This is a genomic window from Streptomyces sp. NBC_00390 (assembly GCF_036057275.1).
In the GTDB taxonomy this organism is placed as follows: domain Bacteria; phylum Actinomycetota; class Actinomycetes; order Streptomycetales; family Streptomycetaceae; genus Streptomyces.
Window position 1 is genome coordinate 4118127 of the sequence record NZ_CP107945.1, and the last position, 23682, is coordinate 4141808.

The window sequence follows — 23682 nt, forward strand, 5'->3', positions numbered from 1 at the left end:
GGCCGAACGGCCGACCACACCTGTCCGTACATCCGCTCCGCTCGCATGTACGCATCCGCCCAAGGGGGACCCGCTCATGTCCGATCGAAAGTCACAGCAGCCACAGCAGTCACGGCATCCCGTGTTGCAACTCCAGGAACTGGCCCGTGTGCACGGCAGCGGCGCCACCGAGGTGCATGCCCTGCGCGGGGTCAACCTCGATGTCTTCCCCGGTGAACTCGTCGCTGTCATGGGCCCCTCCGGCTCGGGCAAGTCGACGCTGCTCACCATCGCGGGCGGTCTGGACACCCCCACCTCGGGGCGGGTGATCGTCGAGAACACCGACATCACGACCGCCGACCGTAAGACGCTGGCCGCCCTGCGCCGCCGCAGCATCGGCTATGTCTTCCAGGACTACAACCTCATCCCGGCGCTCACGGCCGCCGAGAATGTCGCCCTTCCCCGCGAACTCGACGGCATCTCCGCCCGCAAGGCCCGAGGCGAGGCCGTTGCCGCACTCGAGGAGATGGAGCTCGGCCACCTGGCCGACCGCTTCCCCGACGAGATGTCGGGCGGTCAGCAGCAGCGGGTCGCCATCGCCCGCGCGCTCGTCGGCGACCGCCGCCTGGTCCTCGCGGACGAGCCGACCGGCGCGCTGGACTCCGAGACCGGCGAGTCCGTCCTCGCCCTGCTGCGCGCCCGCTGTGACGCCGGAGCGGCCGGCATCCTCGTCACCCACGAGCCCCGCTTCGCGGCATGGGCCGACCGCGTGGTCTTCCTGCGCGACGGAGCCGTCGTCGACCAGACCGTCCGCAGCCAGGCCGACTCGCTGCTCACCAGCCAGGCGGCCGAGCTGTGACGACCTGGTACCACTCCTGGCGCGCCGCGATCCGGATCGCGCGCCGCGACGCCTGGCGCTCCAAGGGACGCAGCTTTCTCGTCCTGGCGATGATCGCCCTGCCCATCCTCGGTGTGAGTGCTGCGGACCTGACGCTGCGCAGCGCCGAACTCTCCACCGAACAGCGCCTCGAGCGGGACCTGGGCGCCGCCGACGCACGGCTGTCCGACCCCGGCATGGGCGGCGCTCCCGTCCATCAGACACCCGACGGCCAGAGCTATACGCCGGTCGGCGACTTCGACGACAAGCCCTATCCCGAGGGCTCCACCGACGTCGCCAAGACGCTGCCGGCGGGATCCAAGTCCCTGACGGACTCCACAGGCCAGGCCAGGCTGCGTACGACGCACGGACTGCTGCAGACCGAGATCCGCGAGCTGAAGGCCTCGGATCCGATCGCCCAGGGCATGCTGGCCCTCAAGAGCGGCCGCTTCCCGCAGAAGTCCGACGAGGTCGCCGCCACCACGCACTTCCTCGAGAGCAGTGGCCTGAAGGTGGGCTCCACCGTCACCGCCCGCGGCTTCGACGGCGCATACAAGATCGTCGGCTCGTACGAACTCCCCGACTCGCTGAAGACGGACCAGGTCAATGCCCTGCCCGGCGCGCTGATCGCTCCGCTCGACAAGGCGCTGAAGGCCGACGGACTGCCCGGCGTGGACCCGAGCACGACGTATCTGGCGACCGTTTCCGGCGGTTTCACGTGGAACATGGTCAAGGACATCAACGCCAAGGGCGTGACGGTCAGCTCGCGTGCGGTGGCGCTGAATCCGCCCGCCGACTCGGACGTTCCCCTGTACCAGGAGGAGGGCTGGGGCTCGTTCGAGGACAGCACCGCGGCGACGGCGGCCGCGCTTGCCGCGGTTGCGACTGTTGTCGGCCTCGCGATGCTGGAGATCTGTCTGCTGGCCGGTCCGGCGTTCGCGGTCGGCGCCCGGCGCTCGCGCCGTCAGCTGGGTCTCGTCGGCGCCAACGGCGGTGACCGCCGCCATATCCGCGCCATCGTCCTCGCCGGCGGTCTGGTGATCGGCGTCGCGGCGGCGGTGGTCGGCACGATCCTCGGCATCGTCCTCACCTTCGCGTTGCGGCCGCTGCTCGAGGACTACATGGGCCAGCGTTTCGGCAGCTTCGACGTGCGGCCCCTCGAACTGCTCGGCATCGCGCTGCTCGCAGTGCTCACCGGCCTTCTCGCGGCAATCGTGCCTGCCGTCACCTCGTCCCGGCAGACGGTGCTGGCATCGCTCACCGGGCGCCGCGGTATCCGCAGAAGCAGCAGGGTGCTGCCGGTGATCGGTCTGATCGCCGTGCTCCTGGGGGCGGGGATCGCGCTCTACGGTTCGACGATGACCGAGCAGTTCGCCATCGTCGCAGGCGGCAGCGCCATCGCCGAGCTGGGCATCGTCGCCCTGACACCCGCATTGGTGGGCCTGTTCGGCCGGGCCGGCCGCATCCTGCCGCTCTCCCCGCGGCTCGCGCTGCGCGACGCCGTGCGCAACCGGGGGCGTACGGCTCCTGCCGTGGCCGCGGTGCTGGCCGCCGTCGCCGGCACGGTGGCCGTGGCCACCTATGCAGCGAGCCGGGACGCCCAGGGGGAGGCCGACTACCGGGCCTCACTGCCGCACGGGGCGGTATCGGTGATGGTCGAGGAGGCCGGCGGACGGGACGCTCCCTCGGTACGCGGCACCGTGCAGAAGCTGCTGCCCGTGGATGTGCGCGCGGACGTGGACCGCATCACTGTCGGGAAGACCAGCTGCGCGATCTACGACCCGAGCGAGGGCTGTGGCCGCTACGAGGTGGTCGTACCCAAGGCGAACGAATGTCCCCTGTGGGCGGTGGACCCGGCGAACCCGGACGCGGACCCGGCGGAGAAGTTCACGAAGGCCGAGCGCCGCAAACTCGCCGAGGACTGGCGGTGCCAGGAGAGCCAGGTCGGCTCCATCACCGACGGCGGTGTGGTGATCGGCGACGCAAAGCTGCTCACCGTGCTCGGAATCGAGGACCCGGCCGCCGCGAAGGCGCTGGCCGACGGGCAGGTCCTCTCGTTCGACAAGCGCAACGTCGACGGTTCGGGCAAGATCGGCATCCGTGTGGTCACGGACGTCGAGGCGGCCGACAGGGCCGCCGAAGAGGGCAAGGAGACGCCGGGCGAGGTCAAGCGCCTGGCCGCGCACCAGGTCGCCGGGTCACCGAACTCGTACGGCGTGGAAATGATCATGCCGGCCGCCACGGCCAAGGCGTCGGCTTTCACCACGGTTCCGATCGGCTCGTACTTCTCCACCTCGAAGATGCCGACAAGTGAGCAGCGACAGAAGCTGGACGGCGAGCTCGACAAGGTCGGCTCCTCCGTCGATCTCCACATCGAGGAGGGTTACACCAGCGAGAACAACATCATCCTGCTGGCGCTGACCGTCTTCGCGGGACTCGTCACCATCGGTGCGGCCGGTATCGCCACCGGGCTCGCCCAGGCCGACGCCGAGGCGGATCTGAAGACGCTCGCGGCGGTCGGTGCGCCGCCCAGGGTCCGCAGGACTCTGAGCGGGTTCCAGTGCGGCGTGGTGGCCGCAATGGGCGTGGTGCTCGGGTCGGCGGCCGGCGTGCTGCCGGCGATCGGGCTGCGGCTGACCGAACAGCGCCAGGAGATGTCCTGGTACCAGAGGGCGATGGACGAGGGCTGGGGCGGGATGGGCGAGGCGCCTTATGTGCCGATCATCGTGCCCTGGGCGACGCTGGCCGCACTGCTGGTCGCCGTGCCTTTGGGTGCAGCGCTGCTGGCGGCGCTGGTCACGCGCTCCCGAGGCGCTCTGGCCCGCCGCGAGGCGACCTGACCGGCCCAGCCGAGCATTCCGGCTGATTTGTGCCCCTGGGGGAGGGTGGATCACTCTCTTCCGGGGGCACACCGTGTGGTGATGTACATGTGCGAGAGAATGGCGGCATGGAGATGCCGAGGAATGAACGGTCGCAGGAGAGCCCCCACGTCCTCATCGTTGGACAGGACGGAATGGCGCTCAGCGGCGGTGACGGTGACGACGAGTCGCGCGAGGTCCCGGTGACGGAAATGGTCGAACAGCCTGCGAAGGTCATGCGCATCGGCAGCATGATCAAGCAGCTGCTGGAAGAAGTCAGGGCAGCACCTCTGGACGAGGCGAGCCGGGTCCGGCTCAAGGAGATCCACCACAGCTCGGTGAAGGAGCTGGAGGACGGCCTCGCCCCTGAGCTTGTCGAGGAACTCGAGCGTCTCTCCCTCCCCTTCACCGACGAGGCGATTCCGTCCGAAGCGGAACTGCGCATTGCCCAGGCACAGTTGGTGGGCTGGCTGGAGGGCTTGTTCCACGGGATCCAGACGGCGCTGTTCGCCCAGCAGATGGCCGCCCGCGCGCAGTTGGAACAGATGCGCCGTGCGCTCCCGCCCGGTGCGCCACATGACGACGAGGACGGCGGGCAGCACGGAGCGATCCGTTCCGGCCCGTATCTGTAGGCGCTCTGCGGAGACGGCGAGGGCCCGGCCCATCGCGGGGTGGGCCGGTCCCTCGTATCTTCTCTGTGGTGTGCGGCTGTTCTGTGGTGTGCGGCTGCGCTCAGGCTCCGGGCGCGATGAGCAGGATCTTGCCGACGTGTGTGCCTGACTCCAAGGCCCGGTGGGCTTCTGCCGCGTCCTGCATCGGCACAGCGTGGTCCACGACCGCGCGGACCCGGCCCGCAGCGATCAGGGGCCAGACGTGCTCGCGCACGGCCGCGACGATTGCCGCCTTCTCGCCGAGCGGGCGCGCCCGCAGCGATGTCGCCGTGATGGCCGCTCGCTTGGTCAGCAGGTTCGCGAGATTCAGCTGCCCCTTGATACCGCCCTGGAGGCCGATCACAGCGAGGCGGCCGCTGATGGCGAGCGCCTGCACGTTCCGGTCCAGATACTTCGCGCCGACGATGTCGAGGATGACGTCCGCGCCCGCCCCGTCCGTGGCCTTGCGGATCTCCTCGACGAAGTCCTGCTCGCGGTAGTCGATCAGGATGTCCGCGCCGAGCTCCGCGCAGCGATCCAGCTTGCCGGGGCCACCGGCGGTCACCGCGACCCGCGCGCCGACGGCCTTGGCCAGCTGGATCGCCATGGTGCCGATACCGCTCGCGCCGCCGTGGACCAGCACGGTCTCACCCGGTCGGAGGTGGGCGATCATGAAGACGTTCGACCACACCGTCGAGGTCACCTCGGGCAGCGCGGCGGCCGTGGTCAGATCCATACCGTCCGGTACAGGCAGCAACTGCCCGACGGGTACGGCGACTTTCTGGGCGTAGCCGCCGCCCGCCAGCAGAGCGCACACCTCATCGCCGACGGACCATCCCGACACACCCGGCCCCAGCGCCGCGATGCGGCCCGAGCACTCGAGCCCGGGATACGGAGAGGCACCGGGCGGCGGCTCGTAGAAGCCCTGCCGTTGCAGCACGTCGGCGCGGTTGACTGCGCCGGCCACGACGTCGACGAGGACTTCACCCGCGCCGGGTACGGGATCGGGCACCTCGGCCCAGACAAGGGCATCAGGGCCACCGAATTCGGGAAGCGTGATCGCATGCATGGCGGCGAGGCTACTCCGCGCCGCCGGACGAAAGACCGTTCCGTGCCCGGACGATGGTGATGAGACGGTCCGTGAGCTGCAGTGGGCTGGCCGACGGGTCGTCGTACCCGAGCAGGCGATGGCCACGGAGCACGCTCACCACGAGATCGTCGGTCTCCCGGACGCTGCGTCCCACCTCGGCCTTTATCACCGGCCGTTCGATGAGGTCGAGGCCGCTGCCCTGCTGGATCAGGTCCTCCATCACCGTGCCGGCACTGGGGCTGAGGACGGACAGGCCCAGCAGCCGTCCGGCCGCGCCGGAGCTGGTGATCACCGCATCGGCTCCGGACTGGCGCAGCAACGGCGCATTCTCCTCCTCGCGGACCGCGGCGACGATTTTCGCGCCACGGTTGAGCTGACGCGCGGTCAAGGCGACCAGTACTGCAGTGTCATCGCGTTGGGGGGCAATGATGATCTGTCGCGCTTTCTGCAATTCGGCACGCATGAGCACATCACTGCGGGTCGCATCACCGACGACACCGACAAGGCCCTCGGCGCTGGCGGAGTCGATCACCTTGGAGCTCGGGTCGACGACGACGATCTGGTCCTTTCTCAGCCCGGTGGCACAGAGTGTCTGCATCGCCGATCGCCCCTTGGTGCCGAAGCCGACGATGACGGTGTGCTCGCGCAAGTTGGACCTCCAGCGGTTCAGCCGCCATTCCTCTCGGGTGCGCTCCGTGAGGACCTCGAGAGTGGTGCCGACCAGAATGATCAGAAAGAGCACCCGCAGCGGGGTGATCAGCAGCACGTTGACGATTCGGGCCGTGTCACTGTGGGGCACGACGTCGCCGTATCCCGTCGTGGACAGCGTGACGGTCGCGTAGTAGACGGCGTCGAGGAAGTCGACGCTTCCGTCCGCGTTGTCGTGGTACCCGTCCCGGTCGATGTAGACGAGAAACACGGTGATCGCCAACACGCCGAGGGCCATCAGCAGCCTCTTGCTGACCTGCCGCAAGGGACGCTCGACCACCCGGCGGGGCAGCTTCACCGGGCTGGTGACCAGATGTTCGTCGGCCTTTCTGGCCATGGCGTCCTGACCGGGAAGTTTCACGTGAAACACCCGCCGTGGGCGTTCGAGGGCGTCCAGGCCGCCCAGGGCAGATCCAGAACCGTCAGCTCGTCGCCGGTCCGTGCACCGCCGGGACGGACGACGGCGAGACCGTCGGCGGCCGCGATCCCGCGCAGCATGGCCGGCCCGTTGTAGTGCAGCGGGACCAGCCGGTCGTCGCGGTACACGAACGGCACAAGACGGGTGTCATGCGGGTGACCGTGCACCTCGTCGCGTACGGGCGCCCGGTACGGCGCCGGATCGTGCCTGCCCGCCAGCCCCCGCAGCAGCGGCTCGACGAGCGTGAGCAGCCCCGAGACGGCGGCAAGAGGATTACCGGGCAGGCCTACCAGGTGCTTTCCGGAGGTCAGCTGCGCCAGCAGCATCGGATGCCCGGGGCGTACGGCGACCTGGTCCACCAGCAGCTCGGCGCCCGCCTTCCGCAGCACCGGATGCACATGGTCGACCGGTCCGGCGGCCGTGCCGCCCGTGGTCACCAGCAGATCGGCATCGGAGCCCGTCACGGCCGCATGCAGGGCGTCGGCGTCGTCCCCGATGCGGCGGGTGGCGATGACCTCGGCCCCCAGCGCGCGCAGCCAGGGAGCGATCATCGGGCCGAGCGCGTCACGGATCAGGCCGTCGTGGGGGAGTCCGGTGGTGAGCAATTCATCGCCGAGCACCAGGACTTCCACGCGTGGCCGGGCGACGGTGAGCAGTTCGTCGTAGCCGGCTGCCGCGGCCATCCCGAGAACGGCCGGCGTCACCAGGGAGGCGGTCGGGAGGAGTTGGTCACCGCGGCGGCACTCCTGGCCCCTGTGACGGATGTCCTGACCCGGGATCACCTCGCGCTCGGCATACAAGTGATGCTTGGCGCTGTCCACGCGGGCGTGCTCACTGCGGATCACGGCGGTGGTCTCGGGCGGGATTCTGGCGCCGGTGGCGATCCGTACGGCCGTACCGTCGGGCAATGGCTCGTTCTCACCGTGTCCGGCGAGGATCGAGCCGGCGCCTTCGATCGTCCATGGGCCGGGGCCCGCGACCACCCAGCCGTCCATGGCGGAGGTGTCGAAGGACGGCAGATCACACAGGGCGGTGAGCGGTTCGGCGAGGACCTGACCGAGCGCATCGTCGAGCTTCACGCGCCGGGTACGGCGCGGTGTGGTGCGCCCGATACGCGCGGCCAGCGCCCGGGCCTCGGGCCAGGGGGTGGCGCGATGCCGGCGGGTGGCCGGTGCTGTGTCCCCGGCCGCCCCGGCATGTGGGGGCCCACTTGAGGCCGCGGACTGCCCGGTCCGCGAGCCGACCAGCGCGAGAGCCTCCTCCACGCCGTCCAGGTCGGTCCCGTCCGCCCCGTTCGCTCCGGCGCCGGCCGTGTTGCCCGCCTTGCCCTCCAGACCGGTCATCCGGCTTCGGCCTCCTCGGCCCAGCGATGGGCTAGCGCGGCGGCCTTGCGGGCGGCCTCGGCGACCGCCTCGGGTCCGCCGTCGGCCTTGGCCGCCGCATAGCCCACCAGGAAGGTGGTGAGCGGCGCGGCGGGGCGCGCGACGCCGTGCGCGGCGTCGCGGGCGAGGTCGAGAAGAAGTCGGGTGTCGACGTCCAGCTCGATGCCGAGTTCGTCCTTGACTGCGGTGATCCATTCGTCCAGCACGTTCCCATGCTCTCTGATACGGGCCCGGGCTGCGGAGATGTCCTCCCAGGTGTCGCAGTCGAAGGAGGCGAGCGGGTCGGTCTCGATCCGGGCGACATCGAGTTCGTGGGTCAGCAGACGCAGCGGCAGGCCGGAGAGGCTGCCGTGCTCGGCCGCGAGAAGAGCCAGTTCACGCCGTAGCGACTCCGTACGGTACGCGGCGACCAAGGGCTGGTCGCAGCCGTCCGGATCGGTCAGCAGGACCGCGTCCCGGCCGGTGTCCGCGGCCTCCAGGGTCCCGACGAGCTCGCGCACGGTCCGCTCCCCCAGGAACGGCAGATCGGCCGAGAGCACCAGCACGATCGGGGTCCCGGCCGCGCGCACTCCCGCATCGAGTCCGGCCAGCGGCCCGCCGCCGGGAGGCTCCTCGCGCGCCCATAGGACAGGGTGCGAGGTGGCCCGGCGACCGCCGACGACGATGGTGCGCCGGGCGCCACGGCACACCCCGAGCACCCGGTCGAGCAGGGCCCGTCCGCCCACGCTCAGCGCCGGTTTGTCGGCCCCGCCCAGCCGCTCGGCGGCGCCTCCGGCGAGCACGATGGCGTCGTACTCGGTAATCGCGGTCATCCCTGAAGTATGGGCCGCGATCGTGTGGGCGGGGAGCCCCGTATCGATCTCTGGTCGGGCCGGTTGCCTACAGGGTGCGCAGCAGCACCGAGGGATGCTCCACGCAATCGGCGACATACCGCAGGAACCCGCCCGCGGTGCCGCCGTCGCAGACCCGGTGGTCGAAGGTGAGCGAGAGCTGGACGACCTGGCGTACGGCCAGTTCGCCTTGGTGCACCCACGGCTTCGGCACGATCCGGCCGACGCCGAGCATCGCGGCCTCCGGGTGGTTGATGATCGGCGTGGAGCCGTCGACGCCGAACACTCCGTAGTTGTTCAGTGTGAACGTCCCGCCGGTCAGCTCCGCCGGGGTCAGCGACCCCTGCCGGGCCGCCTCTGTCAGCCGGACGAATTCGGCGGTGAGCGACTCCGCCGAGCGGCTGTGCGCATCCTTCACGACCGGAACGACCAGACCGCGCTCGGTCTGTGCCGCGAACCCGAGATGCACCTCGGACAGCCGCACGATCTCGCGTGCGTCCAGGTCCACCGTGGAGTTGAGCTCCGGGTACCGGGCGAGCGCGGCGGTACAGATCCGGGCGAGCAGTGCGATCAGCGAGATCTTCGGCCCGCCCGAGGCGTTCATCGCCGCCCGCGCCGCCATCAGCTCGGTCGCGTCCGCGTCGACCCAGCAGGTGGCGTCGGGGATCTCGCGCCGGCTGCGGGAGAGCTTGTCGGCCACCGCGCCGCGTACACCGCGCAGCGGGACGCGCTCACCCTGGGCACCGCCCGCCGCGGCGGCCGGGGTGGCCTGCGGCGTCACCGGTGCCGCTGTGGCGCGCACGGCCTGCTCGACATCGGCGCGCAGGATCAGACCATCAGGTCCCGAACCGGTCAGCCGGCGCAGGTCGAGGCCGTGCTCGCGGGCGAGCTTGCGCACCAGCGGCGAGATGACGGCCACCGGTCCACCCTGCGCGCCGTGGCCCGGTGCGAGAACCGGCGCCTGAACCGGTGCGGCCGGAGGCACGACCAGCGGCGCGGGGGCGGGCGCCGAGACGGCGGCCGCGGGCGCGGCCGGGCGGATACGGCGCCGACGGGCCGCGGGCGCTCCCGTTCCGTAGCCGACCAGCACGTTTCCAGATGACTCCGTCGCGTCAGCTGTCGCGTCACCGGTCGCGGAGGAGCGCGTGGCCGGGGCGTCCGTGGCTGCGGGCGCTCCGGACGGCTCCATGGCGCCCACCGCCACGGTGAGCAGGGGGGCGCCGACGGGCAGCTCCGTACCCTCCTCGCCGAACCGCGCGGTGACCACGCCGCCGTACGGGCACGGCACCTCCACCATGGCCTTGGCGGTCTCCACCTCGACGACCGGCTGGTCGATCGCCACGACGTCGCCCACGGCCACCAGCCAGCGGACGATCTCGGCCTCGGTCAGCCCTTCGCCGAGGTCCGGCAGCTTGAACTCGAGCACCTGCGCCATCAGCTTTCCGCCTCCCACTGCAGCCGTGCCACCGCGTCGAGCACACGGTCCACGCCCGGCAGATGATGCCGCTCCAGCATCGGCGGCGGATAGGGGATGTCGAACCCGGCGACGCGCAGCACCGGCGCCTCCAGGTGGTGGAAACAGCGCTCGGTGACCCGCGCGGCGATCTCTCCGCCGGGGCCGCCGAAGCCGTTCGACTCATGGACGACGACCGCCCGGCCCGTGCGCCGCACGGATGCGCAGACCGTCTCGTCGTCGAAGGGAACGAGCGAGCGCAGATCGACCACCTCCAGGTCCCAGCCCTCGGCTGCGGCCGCCTCGGCGGCCTCCATGCAGACGGGGACGGACGGACCGTAGGTGATCAGCGTGGCGCTGCGGCCGGAGCGGCGCACCACGGCCTTGCCGATGGGCTCGACCGCCGTCGGTGCCTCGGGTGACCACTGCGCCTTCGACCAGTACAGCCGCTTCGGCTCCAGGAAGACCACAGGGTCGTCCGAGGCGATAGCAGCCCGCAGCAGCCCGTACGCGTCGTCCACGGTCGCGGGCATGACGACATGGAGCCCCGGAGTCGCCATGTAGTAGGCCTCGGAGGAGTCGCTGTGGTGCTCCACGCCGCCGATCCCGCCGCCGTACGGCACACGCACGGTGATCGGCAGGGGCGTGCCGCCCCGGGTGCGGTTGCGCATCCGGGCGACATGGCTGATCAGCTGCTCGAACGCCGGATAGGCGAAGGCGTCGAACTGCATCTCGACGACCGGCCGCAGCCCGTACATCGCCATGCCGACGGCCGTGCCGAGGATGCCGGCCTCGGCAAGCGGAGTGTCCGTGCACCGGTCGTCGCCGAACTCCTTGGCGAGCCCGTCCGTGACCCGGAAGACGCCGCCCAGAGTGCCGACGTCCTCGCCCATGACATGAACGGTCGGATCCTCGGCCATCGCGTCGCGCATCGCACGCTGCAGGGCCTGGGCCATCGTCGCGGGCTTCACCGCGGCCGTGGTCATCGTGCTTCTCCCTCTGCGTCCAGCTCGGCCCGCAGCAGCGCCGCCTGCTCACGGAGCTGGGTCGTCTGCTCGGCGTAGACATGCGCGAACAGGTCCATCGGGTCCAGCGCCGGATCGGCGTTCATCCGCTCGCGCAGTGCGGCGGCCATGACCTCGGCCGCGTCGGCCGCGGCCTGCTTGGCGTCGTCGTCCAGCAGTCCCCGCTCCGTCAGCTCCCGCTCCAGGAGCTGGATCGGATCGTGCTGCCGCCAGGTCTCGACCTCGTTGTCACCGCGGTAGCGGGTCGCGTCGTCGGCATTCGTGTGGGCCTCGATGCGGTACGTGATGGCCTCGATCAGGGTCGGGCCGCCGCCCCGCCTGGCGCGGGACATGGCGTCGCTCAGCACTTCGTGCACGGCGGCCACGTCGTTGCCGTCGACGAGCCGGCCCGGCATGCCGTACCCGACGGCCTTGTGGGCCAGGGAGGGCGCTGCGGTCTGCTTGGCCAGCGGTACGGAGATCGCGAAGCCGTTGTTCTGGACGAGGAAGACGACAGGGGCCTTCCAGACGGCGGCGAAGTTCAGCGCCTCGTGGAAGTCGCCCTCGCTGGTGCCGCCGTCGCCGACCATGGCCAGCGCCACGACGTCGTCGCCCTTGAGACGGGCGGCGTGCGCCAGACCGACGGCGTGGGGCAGCTGGGTCGCCAGCGGGGTGCACAGGGGCGCGATGCGGTGCTCATGCGGGTCGTAGCCGGTGTGCCAGTCGCCGCGCAGCAGGGTGAGGGCCTGCACGGGGTCGAGTCCGCGTGCCACGGCCGCGAGGGTGTCGCGGTAGCTGGGGAAGAGCCAGTCCTGCTCCTGAAGCGCCAGCGCTGCGGCGACCTCGCAGGCCTCCTGCCCCGTGGTCGACGGGTAGACGGCGAGCCGGCCCTGCTTGGTCAGGGCGGTCGCCTGGGCGTTGTACCGACGGCCGCGCACCAGCTCCGCGTACAGGCGCAGGAGCAGCTCGGGGTCGGCCCCGGCAGCTGCCTCCGTGCCGAGCACGCGATACGGCTCCGGGTCGGGGAGCAGGGGGGCAGGATCGGTGCGGGGCTGCCACGCCGGAGGCGGGGTGGGCCGGTAGGCGGCAGCGGCACCGGGCAGCTCCTGGACCGTCATGCTGCTCTTTCTCAACGCGAGCACCTCCTCGTGGGAGCGACGACGAAAGCGATACGAATGCGGACAACGCATGCGAGGGCGAGGCGGCACGCGTGTGGCCCGCCTCACCTACCGATTGTTCGGTCGTGGACGCATTTTGGCTACAGGCGCGGCCAGCCTGTGGACAAACGGTTCTCCACAGCTTGAGATGGAGACAGGTCGTCCATGCGAGGAAGGCGGGGGGACGTGGCAGCTGAACAAATGGCCGAGAGCGGGGACCGCGCGGAGCAGACGCCGCCTGCCCGCGCGCTCGATTCGATCGACCGGGACATCCTGCGCATGCTCCAGGTGGACGGCCGCGCCTCGATCCGATCCGTGGCCGAGCGGGTGCATGTCTCCCGCGCGAATGCGTATGCCCGTATCAACCGTCTGATCGACGACGGCGTGATCCGCGGCTTCAGCGCGCGCGTCGACCACGAGCGCGCCGGGCAGGGCGCATCCGCCTACATCACGCTCAAGATCGTGCAGAACTCCTGGCGGACGGTGCGCGAGCAGTTGCAGGCACTGCCGGGCGCCGCGCACATCGCACTGGTCAGCGGGGATTTCGACGTCCTGCTGCTGGTGCACACCCCGGACAACCGCACCCTGCGCGAACTGGTCCTGACCAGGCTCCAGGCCATTCCGGAAGTGCTGTCGACCCGCACGCTGCTGGTCTTCGAGGAGACCGATCTCGACCCGGTGCCCGGCCCTCTGCCGGGGACGGGGACGGGGACGACCACTGGTTCCCGACTTGCCCCGGAGGACGAGCCACTGCCGTAGTTCGGGGGTGAGCTGCCGGCGGTCGAGGGGTGCCTGCCGGTGGTGCGGACACATCTGCCGGCCGGCACCACCGGCAGTCCGTACCCGCTCCGGCCCGGCAGGCGCCGTGGCGGTCCCGGCCCAGCAATCGGTACCGGCTCCCGCTCAGGTGTCCGTACGCAGTCCGTCGAAGGCAAGCCGGACGACCGTGTCGGCCACCTGGTCCCCGTCGTGGCTGCCGCCCGGATGCGGGCGGTACCACTCGACGAGCGAGTTCACCATGCCGAACAGCAGACGCGTCGCCAGCCGGATGTCCACATCGGCCCGCAGATCGCCGTCAGCCGCCGCCGCCTTCAGCAGGTCGGACACCCGCTGGTCGAACTCGCGGCGGCGCTCCAAAGCCCACCGCTCCGTCTTCGTGTTGCCCCGCACACGCAGCAGCAGCGTCACATACGGCAGCTCGGCCATCAGCACCTCGACCGTGCGCCGGGTGACGTACTCGACGCGCTCGATGGCCCGGCCCTGCACGGCGCCCGGCTCCTCGAGGATCGCGAACAGCGCGTCGAGGGCCCGGCTCACGGCGCGGCGCAGCAGTTCCTCCTTGCCCGCCACGTGGTGGTAGATGGAGGACTTGGAGATACCGGCCGCCTTGGAGAGATGCTCCATCGACGTGCCGTCGTACCCGCGTTCGTTGAAGACACCCACGGCGACGGTGAGCAGCGTCTCCGGGGTGTATGTGTCCCGTCTTGCGGTGGTCATCCGCTCTCCTCCTCGATCGAGGAGAAGGCGCGGCGTGTGGAGCCGGGGCACGGCGCGTACCGCCCGGTGGGGTAGCGGTCGTGAAGGGAGCCGAGCACGTCGCAGACCCAGTCGAAGCCCAGCTTCCCGGCCCACTCCAGGGGCCCTGCGGGGTAGTTCACGCCGAGCCGCATCGCGGTGTCGATGTCCTCGGCCGAGGCGACACCGCGCTCGACCGCGTCCACCGCGACATCCACCAGCATCGCGACCGTACGGGCGACGATCATGCCCGGTACGTCGCCGATGAGGGAGACGTCCTTGCCGAGCGCCTGGAAGAGACCGACGGCCTCCTGGACGGCGCCCGGCATGGTCCTCAAGGTGTCCTGCGAGGCGGTCAGCGCGATCCTGGTCGCCTTTTCGTAGTCCAGGGCGAGATCGAAGTAGACGATGCCGTCCTCGTACTCGAAGGCGGCTTCTCCGTCCACGAGCCGCAGCTGCGCGCCCCCGGGCAGGGCTATGCAGGCCCCCTCGGGCTTGTGGCGGACCTGAATCCCCGCCCGTTCGATCATCCCGGCCAGGGGTTCGGCGGGCCCGAGGTCACCGTGGACGATCACGTTGCGCGGGGCCGGAGCGGGCGGTTCGGTGCGCGGCCGGGGGCGCTCGGCCCCCTCCGCGTACGAGAACCAGCCGTGGCCCGACTTCCGGCCGTGACGACCCGACTCCACGAGCCGGCGCTGGGCGAGCGAGGGCGTGAACTTCGAGCTCTGGAAGAACGACTCCCACACGGAACGGGTGACCGCCTCGTTGACGTCCTGGCCGATCAGGTCGGTGAGCTCGAACGGGCCCATCCGGAAGCCGCCGCTCTCGCGCAGCACCGCGTCGATGGTGGCGGGATCCGCGACCCGCTCCTCGTACACGGCGAAGGCCTCCGCGTAGAAGGGCCGGGCGACACGGTTGACGATGAAGCCGGGGGTGTCGGTGCATCGCACCGGCGTTTTGCCCCATGCCTTCGCGGTCTCGTAGGCACGCGTGGCGGCGCTCTCCTCGGTGGCGAAGCCGCTGACGACCTCGACCAGGGGCAGCAGCGGTGCGGGGTTGAAGAAGTGCAGTCCGACGAAACGCCCGGGCACTCGCAGGGCGCCGCCGATGGCGGTGACGGAGAGCGAGGAGGTGTTGGTCGCGAGCAGGCAGTCGTCGGCGACGATCTTCTCCAGCGCGCCGAAGAGCTCCTGCTTGACCGGGAGCTGCTCGAGGATCGCCTCGATCACGAGGGCAGCGTCGGCGAGCTCGGTGAGTTCGGCGGCGGGAATCAGCCGAGCTCGGGCCGCGTCGCGTTCGGCGGCGGCCAGCCGGCCCTTGTCGACCAGCCGGTCCAGGCGGGCACCGACGGCGTCGGCCGCCTCCGCGGCCCGTCCGGGCGCGGCGTCGTAGAGACGTACGGGATGGCCTGCGACGAGGGCGACCTGGGCGATGCCCTGCCCCATGGTCCCCGTGCCGACCACGGCGACGGTACGACTCTTATCGATGGCGGTCATGGAGGCGATCCTCCCCGATGAGTTTTCCACAGGTTCGACAGGCCCCCTTGTACCGACCGATCGTTCGGTTACTCTAACTCTGTCATTCCTTCCCTGCCCAGCTCGACGAGGAGTTGGTCCGTCATGCAGCTGACCGAGACCCACCGGCCCACGCTCGACCAGGCCCTCGAAGCGATCCGCACGCGCGCCTACTGGTCCCCCCACCCGGAGCACCCCAAGGCGTACGGCGAGAGTGCCCCGGCCGACGGCCTCGCGGCCTTCGAAGCCCTGCGCGGCACCCGCTTCGACCTGGACCAGCCGGGCACGGACGGCTGGACCGGCGGCGAAGTCTCGCCGTACGGCCCGGAGTTGGGTATCGAGTACCCCCACCCCGATCTCGACGTCCTGCTGCCCGCGATGCGCGCGGGCATGGCCGCCTGGCGCGAGGCGGGACCGGAGACCCGGGCCCTGGTCTGCCTGGAGATCCTGGCCAGGATCAGCGCCCGCACCCATGAGTTCGCGCACGCGGTGATGCACACCAGCGGGCAGGCCTTCATGATGGCGTTCCAGGCAGGCGGCCCGCACGCCCAGGACCGCGGCCTGGAGGCCGTGGCCTACGCGTACACGGAGCAGATCCGCACCCCCGCGGCGGCCGACTGGTCCAAGCCGCAGGGCAAGCGCGACCCTCTCGAGCTGCGCAAGACCTTCACCACGGCGGGCCGCGGCATCGCCCTGGTGATCGGCTGCAACACCTTCCCGACGTGGAACGGCTACCCCGGCCTGTTCGCCTCTCTGGCCACCGGAAACCCGGTCCTGGTCAAGCCGCATCCGCGCGCGGTGCTGCCGCTGGCCCTCACGGTGCGCGTGGCGCGCGAGGTGCTCGCCGAGGCCGGCTTCGACCCGAATCTGGTCGCTCTCGCCGTCGAGGAGCCCGGTGAGGGGATCGCGAAGACCCTCGCCGTCCGCCCCGAGATCAAGATCATCGACTACACCGGTTCGACCGAGTTCGGTGACTGGCTGGAGGCCAACGCCCGCCAGGCACTGGTCTACACGGAGAAGGCCGGCGTCAACACGGTGGTCGTGGACTCCACCGACAACTACAAGGGGATGCTCTCCAACCTGGCCTTCTCGCTGTCCCTGTACAGCGGCCAGATGTGCACCACCCCGCAGAACGTGCTGATCCCCAGGGACGGCATTGCCACGGACGCCGGACCCAGGACGTACGACGAGGTGGCAGCCGACCTCGCGGCCGCTGTGGGCGGCCTGCTCGGCGACGACGCCCGGGCGAACGGTCTGCTCGGCGCGCTGGTCAACCCTGATGTGAAGGCCCGCCTCGATGCGGCGGCCGACCTCGGCGAGGTGGCCCTAGCCTCGCGTGAGGTCGTGAACCCGGAGTTCCCGGGCGCGACCGTGCGGACCCCGGTCATCGTCAAGCTCGACGGCGCCCGCAAGCTCTGGGAGTCGCCGGACGCCGAGGTGGCGTATCTGTCGGAGTGCTTCGGCCCGGTGTCGTTCGTGGTCGCCGTGGACTCCACGGCGGACGCCGTGGATCTGCTGCGGCGCACGGTCCGCGACAAGGGCGCGATGACCGTCGGTGCCTACACGACGTCGGCGGAGACCGAGCGCGCGATCGAGGATGTCTGCCTGGAGGAGTCGGCGCAGCTCTCGCTGAACCTGACGGGCGGGGTGTACGTCAACCAGACGGCGGCGTTCTCCGACTTCCATGGCTCGGGCGGAAACCCGGCGGCGAACGCGGCGCTGTGCGACGGCGCCTTCGTCTCCAACCGCTTCCGTGTGGTGGAGGTCCGGCGCCAGGCCTGACGGCGTCAGCACATCTGCCGGTCTCCGGGGGCGTCCCCGGGGACCGGAGCCCAGCACCGGGTTCCCTTGGGCCCCTCCACCCGGCCCTCGCCGTGGCCGCCGGCGCCGTGGTCCTTGCCACGTGCTCCCAGCGCGCGGCTCAGCTCGGCTGCGACGGGGGCGGTACGTCCGCATGCCGCTGCACCCAGGCGTGCATCGCGATCGCCGCGGCCGCACCGGCGTTGATCGATCGTGTCGACCCGAACTGGGCGATCGAGCAGACCATCGCGGCGTGCTTACGTGCCTCCTCGGTCAGCCCGGGCCCCTCCTGGCCGAACAGCAGCACACAGCGCCGGGGCAGCTCGGTGCGCTCCAGGGGCACGGCCCCGGGCAGGTTGTCGATCCCGATGATCGGCAGATCCTCGGCGGCGGCCCACTGCGTCAGCGACTCCGTGTCGGGGTGATGGCGCACATGCTGATAGCGGTCGGTGACCATGGCGCCGCGCCGGTTCCAGCGCCGGCGACCCACGATGTGGATCTCCTTGGCGAGGAACGCGTTGGCGGTGCGCACCACCGACCCGATGTTGAAGTCGTGACCCCAGTTCTCCACGGCCACGTGGAAGCCGTGCCTCCGCGTGTCCAGGTCGGCGACGATGGCCTCGCGCGTCCAGTACCGGTACTGGTCGACGACATTGCGGCGGTCGCCGTCGGCCAGCAGCTCGGGGTCGTACCGCCGGTCCTGCGGCCAGGGCAGCGGGTGCGGCCCGACGCCGATCTCGGGGCCGTAGCCCTCGTCGTACTGGACGGGTTCTTCGGTCATGCTCACCCGACGAGCGTACGGTGCCGGTCGTCGCTCCCCCGCCGGAGCTGACGTGGGATGTCCACACGCGCGAGGACCCCGGCCCGTCCGCGCGACACTCTTCCGCCGAGCCACAGCAGGAAGGCGGTGGGAAGGAAGACCGCGTCCGCGGCAATCATGGCGAGCGAGAAGAACGGCAGTCCGAGCAGGACCGCGATGGCCGCATGCTCGAGCATCATGCCGACCAGCAGGACGTTCTTGACGCGCCGGTTGAAGAGCGTGAAGGGGAACGCGACCTGCGCGAGGACCGTGCCGTAGGTGAGCAGCGTCACCAGCACGCCGCTGGCCACGAGCAGGTCGGAGAGGGCGGGCCAGGGAGTGAAGTAGTCGAGCTTGAGCGGGTAGTAGAGCGCGGTGCCGTCCTGCCAGCGCGAGCCCTGGATCTTGTACCAGCCGGCGGTCGCGTAGATCAGACAGACCTCGGCCATGATCAGGACAAGACCCGCGTTGTGGACGAGATTGGCCAGGACGTCGAGGAAGACACGCGGCTCGCTGTCCGCCGCGTGACGCGTCACCACCCACCACACACCCTGGACGGTCCACAGCGTCCAGAACAGGGCGAAGAGCCACCACTCACCGCCGACCCGGCCCACGACGGTGCCGATGAAGAGCAGCACACCGAGGACGGTCCACAGGACCGGGCCCATCCGCCCCGCCGCGCTCCGTCCGCCCGAGCGTTCGATCCGCCGGGCGTCCAGGGACCACACCTGTGCACAGCGGGTGAGCACCAGATAGATCGCCATGAGGTGGATGACATTGTCACCGCCGTCCCCCACGAAGATCGAGCGGTTCTGGAGCGACAGCACGCAGACCATGAAGACCGCGGACACGGCGCGGGTGTGCCAGCCGAGCATCAGCAGCATGCTCGACAGCACGGATATGCCGTAGACGAACTCGAACCAGAGCCGGCCGTCCGACCAGAGGAGCACGGTGAAGGCGTCGTTGCCCGCGATCAGCTGCTCGGCCATGGCATGGCTCCACGGCGCCTCGGGCCCGTAGAGCTGATGCCGGTGCGGCAGCTCGCGCAGCAGGAACAGCAGCCACGTCACCCCGAAGCCGATCCGCACGACGGCACTCTGGTGCGGGCCGAGGGCCGTGGAGGTGATGCGCTGGACGGCGCGGGCGATCTTGTGGGTCTCCGTCCGGCCCGATCCGCGGTCCGTCCCCGATCCCGTAGTCGTGCCTCGATCCGTCGTCGTGCCCTCGGCGGCAGTGCTCACCGGTCCGCCTCCATTCGGCCGTTGTCGGCGCCCTTGGGCAGATCCGCGGCGGTGATCGTCCACCAGGGAAGCTGCCGGTAGGCGGACCGGGTGTCGATCTTCTCGTCGCTGAAGGCCGGGGCCTCGACCGGGGTCGTCGCCGATCTGAGCTGGATGCGGGCGACCGGGCCGCCGAGGTCGCGGGCGTCCAGGCGCTGCATCACGATGCGGCGCATGTAGCTCTCGGAGAGCCGGCCGCGCAGGCCGTCGGGGCGGTTCTCGCCGTCGTGCGAGGCGAGGAAGAAGTCCCAGCCGCGGCGGAGCTGGTTCTGATGGACGTGGCTGGGGAGGAGACTGCCCCGGATGGCCTCGCCGTCCTCCGCCGAGAGGTCGATCCAGCCGCTCGTGCGGCGCCCGCCGTCAAAGCCGGTGTACTCGGCCCGGACCTGCACGGCGATGTTCTGCTGGAGCGGGTTGGGGGCGAAAAGCTTCCAGTTCTGCTCGAACTCGGGGTAGACCCAGCCGTCCACCGCCTTTCCGTGCTGCTTGGTCACGACGTTCGAGGGGGCGACATGGAGAAAGACCATCGCGAGATGGACGCAGCCGACCACGGCGACGAGCGCGAGGCAGACACCAGCGGCGACCTGGTACGGGAGCGACAGACCGGCCATGCCGGCGGCACGGGCCGGCTCGCGTGCGACGTGCTCGTCCTCGTAGGAATCCATCCCGCCCCGATCCCGGTCAGCTCACTGCGGTTATCCACAGGGTTGACACCCTACGGGCCGTCGACTCACCATTGAAGCCAATGAACCGAACGATCGGTCGGTAGGAGCCGGGATGACGGCAGTGACAGCGGAGACCTATGAGGCGGCGTTCGACGCGGCCGTGGCCGCCGACGAACGCATCGAGCCGCGCGACTGGATGCCGGACGCGTACCGCGCCTCGCTGGTACGCCAGATGGCTCAGCACGCGCACTCCGAGATCATCGGCATGCAGCCCGAGGCGAACTGGATCACGCGCGCGCCGTCGCTGCGCCGCAAGGCGATCCTGATGGCCAAGGTGCAGGACGAGGCCGGTCACGGCCTGTATCTCTACAGCGCCGCCGAGACCCTGGGCACGGGTCGTGACGAACTGCTCGACAAGCTCCACACCGGGCGCCAGAAGTACTCGTCGATCTTCAACTACCCCACGCTGACCTGGGCCGACGTCGGCGCCATCGGCTGGCTCGTGGACGGAGCCGCGATCACCAACCAGGTGCCGCTGTGCCGCTGCTCGTACGGGCCGTACGCCCGCGCGATGGTGCGGATCTGCAAGGAGGAGTCCTTCCACCAGCGCCAGGGGTACGAGCTGCTGCTCACCCTGTCGCAGGGGACACCCGAGCAGCACGCGATGGCACAGGACGCGGTCGACCGCTGGTGGTGGCCCTCGCTGATGATGTTCGGCCCCCCGGATGACGCGTCGGCGCACTCCGCGCAGTCCATGGCCTGGAAGATCAAGCGGCATTCGAACGACGAGCTGCGCCAGCGCTTCGTGGACATCTGCGTCCCGCAGGCCGAGGCACTCGGACTCACTCTCCCCGACCCCGACCTCCGGTGGAACGAGGAGCGCGGGCACCACGACTTCGGCGCCATCGACTGGGCCGAGTTCCAGGAAGTCCTCAAGGGCAACGGCCCTTGCAACGAGCAGCGGATCACCCAGCGCCGCCAGGCACACGAGGAAGGCGCCTGGGTCCGCGACGCAGCCGCGGCCTACGCCGAGAAGCACCACGCAGCACAGCACACGAAGCCCGGGGAGGCGACGGCATGAGCAGCTCGACCGAATGGCCGCTGTGGGAGGTCTTCGTGCGCTCGCGCCGCGGTCTCTCCCACACCCACGCGGGCAGCCTGCACGCCCCGGACGCGGAGATGGCCCTGCGCAATGCCCGTGACCTCTACACGCGGCGGAGCGAAGGCGTCTCGATCTGGGTCGTCCCCTCATCGGCGGTGACCGCGTCATCACCGGACGAGAAGGACCCCTTCTTCGAGCCGGCCGCCGACAAGCCCTACCGCCACCCGACGTTCTACGACATCCCGGAAGGGGTGAAGCACCTGTGACCGCGCCCGTCGACCAGACCGTGCCTCCCGCGCCGGTGGACGCCGCAGCGCTCGCGCTCGGCGACGACGCCCTGGTGCTCTCGCACCGGCTGGGGGAGTGGGCCGGCCATGCCCCCGTCCTGGAGGAAGAGGTCGCGCTCGCCAACATCGCCCTGGACCTGCTGGGACAGGCACGGGTCCTGCTCTCCCTCGTCGGCGACGAGGACGAGCTGGCGTATCTGCGCGAGGAGCGGGCCTTCCGCAACCTTCAGCTGGTCGAGCAGCCGAACGGCGACTTCGCGCACACCATTGCGCGCCAGTTCTACTTCTCCGTCTACCAGCGCCTGCTGTACGGGCAGCTGGCAGCCGGGGACAGCACGTTCGCGGGCCTTGCCGCCAAGGCGGTCAAGGAGGTGGCGTACCACCAGGACCACGCCGAGCACTGGGTCGCCCGTCTGGGGGACGGCACCGCGGAGAGCCATGAGCGGATGCAGCGCGCGTGTGACGCCCTGTGGCGGTTCACCGGCGAGATGTTCCAGCCGGTGGCGGGCCTGGATGTCGACTGGCAGACCCTGCACGTCAGCTGGCTGGAGATCGTGACGGCCGCGCTGGAGCGCGCGACGCTGACCGTGCCGGCCGGCGCGCGCAGCGGCGCATGGTCGGCGGGTGCCGGCCGCCAGGGTCTGCACACCGAGTCGTTCGGGCGGATGCTCGCCGAGATGCAGCATCTGCACCGCAGCCACCCGGGGGCGTCATGGTGACAGGAACGACGGCCGCCGCCGGCACCGCCGGCGTGGCCGAGACGGCTCTCGAGGCGGAGCTGCGCAGGCTGGCGGGCTCTGTCCCCGACCCGGAGCTTCCGGTGCTGACCCTGGAGGAGCTCGGCGTGCTCCGCGGGGTGCATGTGCTCGGGCCCGGCCGGGTCGAGGTCGAGCTGACCCCCACGTACACAGGCTGTCCTGCGATAGAGGCGATGACCTCGGACATCGAGCAGGTGCTGCACGAGCACGGGGTGCCCGACGTCTCAGTGGTGAAGGTGCTCTCCCCGGCCTGGTCGACGGACGACATCACGGTGGAAGGACGTCGCAAGCTCACGGAGTTCGGCATAGCCCCGCCCCGGCCGCACGCGGCCGACGGGCCGGTGCCGCTCACGCTTTCCGTGCGCTGCCCGCACTGCGGCTCGACCGACACCGAGCTGCTGAGCAGGTTCTCCTCCACGGCCTGCAAGGCGCTGCGCCGCTGTGTCTCCTGCCGTGAACCCTTCGACCACTTCAAGGAGTTGTAGATGTTCCATCCGCTCCGGGTCAGCGCGGTCGAAACGCTCACCGACGACTCCGTGGCCGTCACGTTCGACGTGCCCGCCGAGCTGCGCGAGACCTTCCGCCACACCCCCGGCCAGCACCTGGCGCTGCGCCGGACCGTGAACGGCGAGGAGATCCGCCGCACGTACTCGATCTGCTCCCCCGCCGCCCCCGCAGGAGCCACCCCCGTACTGCAGGTCGGCATCCGCCTGGTCGACGGCGGCGAGTTCTCGACGTACGCGCTCAAGGAACTCGCCGTCGGTGACACCGTCGAGGTCATGGCTCCGATGGGCCGTTTCCTGCTGCCTCCGCGCCCCGGACGTTTCGTGGCGGTCGTCGGCGGCAGCGGGATCACCCCGGTGCTCTCGATGGCCTCCACGGTGCTGGCACAGGAGCCGGAGTCCCGATTCTGTCTGATACGGAGCGACCGCACGGCCGCCTCGACGATGTTCCTGGACGAGGTCGCCGACCTCAAGGACCGCTTCCCGGACCGTTTTCAGCTGGTCACCGTGCTGTCCCGGGAGGAGCAGCAGTCGGGCCTGCCGTCCGGTCGGCTGGACCAGGAGCGGCTGAACGGCTTGCTGCCCGCGCTGCTCCCGGTGGCGGACGTGGACGGCTGGTTCCTGTGCGGGCCGTTCGGGCTGGTCCAGGGCGCCGAGCGGGCGCTGCGCGGGCTCGGTGTCGAGCGGAACCGCATCCACCAGGAGATCTTCCATGTCGACGACGGCTCGGTGCCCGCACGTGCCGGCGTGGCCGCGCCGGCTCACGCCTCGCTGACCGCGACTCTCGACGGCCGGTCGGGCAAGTGGCCCGTCCAGGAAGGCGAGTCGCTGCTGGAAACGGTGCTGCGCAGCCGCGCCGATGCGCCGTACGCCTGCAAGGGCGGGGTGTGCGGCACCTGCCGGGCCTTCCTGGTCAAGGGCGAGGTGCGGATGGACCGTAACTTCGCGTTGGAGCCGGAGGAGACCGAGGCGGGCTATGTACTGGCCTGTCAGTCCCATCCGGCCACATCCGAGGTGGAGTTGGACTTCGACCGCTGACGCCGCCCCGTCGAC

General features: G+C 70.5%; 22 protein-coding genes. 10 read left to right on the plus strand and 12 right to left on the minus strand.

Annotated elements, in window-relative coordinates:
- Positions 1–76: 76 nt before the first annotated feature.
- From OHS70_RS17880 to OHS70_RS17890, 3 genes are all read left to right on the plus strand, one after another.
- A complete protein-coding gene (locus OHS70_RS17880) occupies positions 77–838 on the plus strand; it encodes an ABC transporter ATP-binding protein (RefSeq protein WP_328398688.1) in 762 nt (253 codons plus the stop codon).
- A complete protein-coding gene (locus OHS70_RS17885; RefSeq protein WP_328398690.1) occupies positions 835–3696 on the plus strand; it encodes an ABC transporter permease in 2862 nt (953 codons plus the stop codon). The genes OHS70_RS17880 and OHS70_RS17885 overlap by 4 nt, the downstream gene beginning before the upstream one ends.
- A 107-nt stretch (positions 3697–3803) precedes the next feature.
- A complete protein-coding gene (locus tag OHS70_RS17890; protein WP_328398691.1) occupies positions 3804–4346 on the plus strand; it encodes a bacterial proteasome activator family protein in 543 nt (180 codons plus the stop codon).
- 100 nt (positions 4347–4446) lie between these two features.
- Here OHS70_RS17890 and OHS70_RS17895 read toward each other — a convergent pair whose 3' ends face one another.
- From OHS70_RS17895 to pdhA, 7 genes are all read right to left on the minus strand, one after another.
- The gene (locus tag OHS70_RS17895) at positions 4447–5433 is read right to left on the minus strand and encodes an NAD(P)H-quinone oxidoreductase (protein ID WP_328398693.1); all 987 of its coding nucleotides are present in this window, start codon (positions 5431–5433) and stop codon (positions 4447–4449) included.
- Positions 5434–5443: 10 nt separating this feature from the next.
- Positions 5444–6499: a potassium channel family protein gene (locus OHS70_RS17900; RefSeq protein ID WP_443062746.1), complete on the minus strand. Its 1056-nt coding sequence runs from the start codon at positions 6497–6499 to the stop codon at positions 5444–5446.
- A 20-nt stretch (positions 6500–6519) separates the two neighbouring features.
- Complete coding sequence (locus OHS70_RS17905) at positions 6520–7923, minus strand: molybdopterin molybdotransferase MoeA (protein ID WP_328398695.1); 1404 nt, start codon at positions 7921–7923, stop codon at positions 6520–6522.
- Positions 7920–8765: an NTP transferase domain-containing protein gene (locus tag OHS70_RS17910; RefSeq protein ID WP_443062747.1), complete on the minus strand. Its 846-nt coding sequence runs from the start codon at positions 8763–8765 to the stop codon at positions 7920–7922. Before OHS70_RS17910 ends, OHS70_RS17905 begins: the two co-directional genes overlap by 4 nt.
- 76 nt (positions 8766–8841) lie before the next feature.
- Positions 8842–10227 (minus strand): dihydrolipoamide acetyltransferase family protein, encoded by a 1386-nt coding sequence (locus tag OHS70_RS17915; protein WP_328398699.1) that lies wholly within the window; start codon positions 10225–10227, stop codon positions 8842–8844.
- The gene (locus tag OHS70_RS17920) at positions 10227–11231 is read right to left on the minus strand and encodes an alpha-ketoacid dehydrogenase subunit beta (RefSeq protein ID WP_328398701.1); all 1005 of its coding nucleotides are present in this window, start codon (positions 11229–11231) and stop codon (positions 10227–10229) included. The genes OHS70_RS17915 and OHS70_RS17920 overlap by 1 nt, the downstream gene beginning before the upstream one ends.
- Entirely contained in the window at positions 11228–12367 is a 1140-nt protein-coding gene (gene pdhA / locus OHS70_RS17925; protein WP_328405710.1) for a pyruvate dehydrogenase (acetyl-transferring) E1 component subunit alpha, read from the minus strand. The genes OHS70_RS17920 and pdhA overlap by 4 nt, the downstream gene beginning before the upstream one ends.
- A gap of 240 nt (positions 12368–12607) precedes the next feature.
- Between pdhA and OHS70_RS17930 the strand changes: the two genes are divergently transcribed.
- Complete coding sequence (locus tag OHS70_RS17930; RefSeq protein WP_328405712.1) at positions 12608–13165, plus strand: Lrp/AsnC family transcriptional regulator; 558 nt, start codon at positions 12608–12610, stop codon at positions 13163–13165.
- A 144-nt stretch (positions 13166–13309) separates the two neighbouring features.
- Here the strand turns inward: OHS70_RS17930 and OHS70_RS17935 are convergent, their stop codons facing one another.
- Both OHS70_RS17935 and OHS70_RS17940 read right to left on the minus strand, forming a co-directional pair.
- Positions 13310–13903, minus strand: coding sequence for a TetR/AcrR family transcriptional regulator (locus OHS70_RS17935; RefSeq protein WP_328398703.1), 594 nt, complete (start codon positions 13901–13903; stop codon positions 13310–13312).
- Positions 13900–15417, minus strand: a complete 1518-nt coding sequence (locus OHS70_RS17940; RefSeq protein ID WP_328398705.1) for a 3-hydroxyacyl-CoA dehydrogenase — start codon at positions 15415–15417, stop codon at positions 13900–13902. Before OHS70_RS17940 ends, OHS70_RS17935 begins: the two co-directional genes overlap by 4 nt.
- Positions 15418–15540: 123 nt before the next feature.
- Here OHS70_RS17940 and paaN point away from each other — a divergent pair, with 123 nt between their 5' ends.
- The gene (paaN, locus tag OHS70_RS17945; protein WP_328398707.1) at positions 15541–17217 is read left to right on the plus strand and encodes a phenylacetic acid degradation protein PaaN; all 1677 of its coding nucleotides are present in this window, start codon (positions 15541–15543) and stop codon (positions 17215–17217) included.
- 139 nt (positions 17218–17356) lie between these two features.
- Here paaN and OHS70_RS17950 read toward each other — a convergent pair whose 3' ends face one another.
- Genes OHS70_RS17950 through OHS70_RS17960 form a run of 3 tightly spaced genes read right to left on the minus strand, consistent with a single transcriptional unit; the run spans position 17357 to position 19979 of the window.
- Positions 17357–18016, minus strand: coding sequence for a TrmH family RNA methyltransferase (locus tag OHS70_RS17950; protein WP_328405714.1), 660 nt, complete (start codon positions 18014–18016; stop codon positions 17357–17359).
- A 2-nt stretch (positions 18017–18018) separates the two neighbouring features.
- Positions 18019–19275: an HTTM domain-containing protein gene (locus OHS70_RS17955; RefSeq protein WP_443062618.1), complete on the minus strand. Its 1257-nt coding sequence runs from the start codon at positions 19273–19275 to the stop codon at positions 18019–18021.
- Complete coding sequence (locus OHS70_RS17960) at positions 19272–19979, minus strand: DUF5819 family protein (RefSeq protein ID WP_328398709.1); 708 nt, start codon at positions 19977–19979, stop codon at positions 19272–19274. Before OHS70_RS17960 ends, OHS70_RS17955 begins: the two co-directional genes overlap by 4 nt.
- Positions 19980–20091: 112 nt before the next feature.
- Here OHS70_RS17960 and paaA point away from each other — a divergent pair, with 112 nt between their 5' ends.
- The 5 genes from paaA to paaE are packed head-to-tail and all read left to right on the plus strand — an operon-like array spanning position 20092 to position 23667.
- On the plus strand, positions 20092–21060 hold the full coding sequence (paaA, locus tag OHS70_RS17965; RefSeq protein ID WP_328398711.1) for a 1,2-phenylacetyl-CoA epoxidase subunit PaaA: 969 nt from the start codon (positions 20092–20094) through the stop codon (positions 21058–21060).
- Entirely contained in the window at positions 21057–21347 is a 291-nt protein-coding gene (gene paaB / locus OHS70_RS17970; RefSeq protein WP_328398713.1) for a 1,2-phenylacetyl-CoA epoxidase subunit PaaB, read from the plus strand. The genes paaA and paaB overlap by 4 nt, the downstream gene beginning before the upstream one ends.
- Entirely contained in the window at positions 21344–22087 is a 744-nt protein-coding gene (paaC, locus tag OHS70_RS17975; protein ID WP_328398715.1) for a 1,2-phenylacetyl-CoA epoxidase subunit PaaC, read from the plus strand. Before paaB ends, paaC begins: the two co-directional genes overlap by 4 nt.
- Complete coding sequence (gene paaD, locus OHS70_RS17980) at positions 22081–22611, plus strand: 1,2-phenylacetyl-CoA epoxidase subunit PaaD (RefSeq protein WP_328398717.1); 531 nt, start codon at positions 22081–22083, stop codon at positions 22609–22611. The genes paaC and paaD overlap by 7 nt, the downstream gene beginning before the upstream one ends.
- The gene (paaE, locus tag OHS70_RS17985; protein ID WP_328398720.1) at positions 22612–23667 is read left to right on the plus strand and encodes a 1,2-phenylacetyl-CoA epoxidase subunit PaaE; all 1056 of its coding nucleotides are present in this window, start codon (positions 22612–22614) and stop codon (positions 23665–23667) included.
- Positions 23668–23682: the final 15 nt, after the last annotated feature.

What these genes read in the sequence shown, in the direction of transcription:
- paaE (WP_328398720.1), top strand. Translation starts at nt 22,612, where the DNA reads ATGTTCCATCCGCTCCGGGTCAGCGCGGTCGAAACGCTCACCGACGAC.
- OHS70_RS17905 (WP_328398695.1), bottom strand. Translation starts at nt 7,923, where the DNA reads ATGACCGGTCTGGAGGGCAAGGCGGGCAACACGGCCGGCGCCGGAGCG.
- OHS70_RS17920 (WP_328398701.1), bottom strand. Translation starts at nt 11,231, where the DNA reads ATGACCACGGCCGCGGTGAAGCCCGCGACGATGGCCCAGGCCCTGCAG.
- OHS70_RS17930 (WP_328405712.1), top strand. Translation starts at nt 12,608, where the DNA reads ATGGCCGAGAGCGGGGACCGCGCGGAGCAGACGCCGCCTGCCCGCGCG.
- OHS70_RS17940 (WP_328398705.1), bottom strand. Translation starts at nt 15,417, where the DNA reads ATGACCGCCATCGATAAGAGTCGTACCGTCGCCGTGGTCGGCACGGGG.
- OHS70_RS17950 (WP_328405714.1), bottom strand. Translation starts at nt 18,016, where the DNA reads ATGACCGAAGAACCCGTCCAGTACGACGAGGGCTACGGCCCCGAGATC.
- OHS70_RS17880 (WP_328398688.1), top strand. Translation starts at nt 77, where the DNA reads ATGTCCGATCGAAAGTCACAGCAGCCACAGCAGTCACGGCATCCCGTG.
- pdhA (WP_328405710.1), bottom strand. Translation starts at nt 12,367, where the DNA reads ATGACGGTCCAGGAGCTGCCCGGTGCCGCTGCCGCCTACCGGCCCACC.
- paaN (WP_328398707.1), top strand. Translation starts at nt 15,541, where the DNA reads ATGCAGCTGACCGAGACCCACCGGCCCACGCTCGACCAGGCCCTCGAA.
- paaB (WP_328398713.1), top strand. Translation starts at nt 21,057, where the DNA reads ATGAGCAGCTCGACCGAATGGCCGCTGTGGGAGGTCTTCGTGCGCTCG.
- paaD (WP_328398717.1), top strand. Translation starts at nt 22,081, where the DNA reads ATGGTGACAGGAACGACGGCCGCCGCCGGCACCGCCGGCGTGGCCGAG.
- paaA (WP_328398711.1), top strand. Translation starts at nt 20,092, where the DNA reads ATGACGGCAGTGACAGCGGAGACCTATGAGGCGGCGTTCGACGCGGCC.
- OHS70_RS17935 (WP_328398703.1), bottom strand. Translation starts at nt 13,903, where the DNA reads ATGACCACCGCAAGACGGGACACATACACCCCGGAGACGCTGCTCACC.
- OHS70_RS17960 (WP_328398709.1), bottom strand. Translation starts at nt 19,979, where the DNA reads ATGGATTCCTACGAGGACGAGCACGTCGCACGCGAGCCGGCCCGTGCC.
- OHS70_RS17900 (WP_443062746.1), bottom strand. Translation starts at nt 6,499, where the DNA reads ATGGCCAGAAAGGCCGACGAACATCTGGTCACCAGCCCGGTGAAGCTG.
- OHS70_RS17895 (WP_328398693.1), bottom strand. Translation starts at nt 5,433, where the DNA reads ATGCATGCGATCACGCTTCCCGAATTCGGTGGCCCTGATGCCCTTGTC.
- OHS70_RS17890 (WP_328398691.1), top strand. Translation starts at nt 3,804, where the DNA reads ATGGAGATGCCGAGGAATGAACGGTCGCAGGAGAGCCCCCACGTCCTC.
- OHS70_RS17915 (WP_328398699.1), bottom strand. Translation starts at nt 10,227, where the DNA reads ATGGCGCAGGTGCTCGAGTTCAAGCTGCCGGACCTCGGCGAAGGGCTG.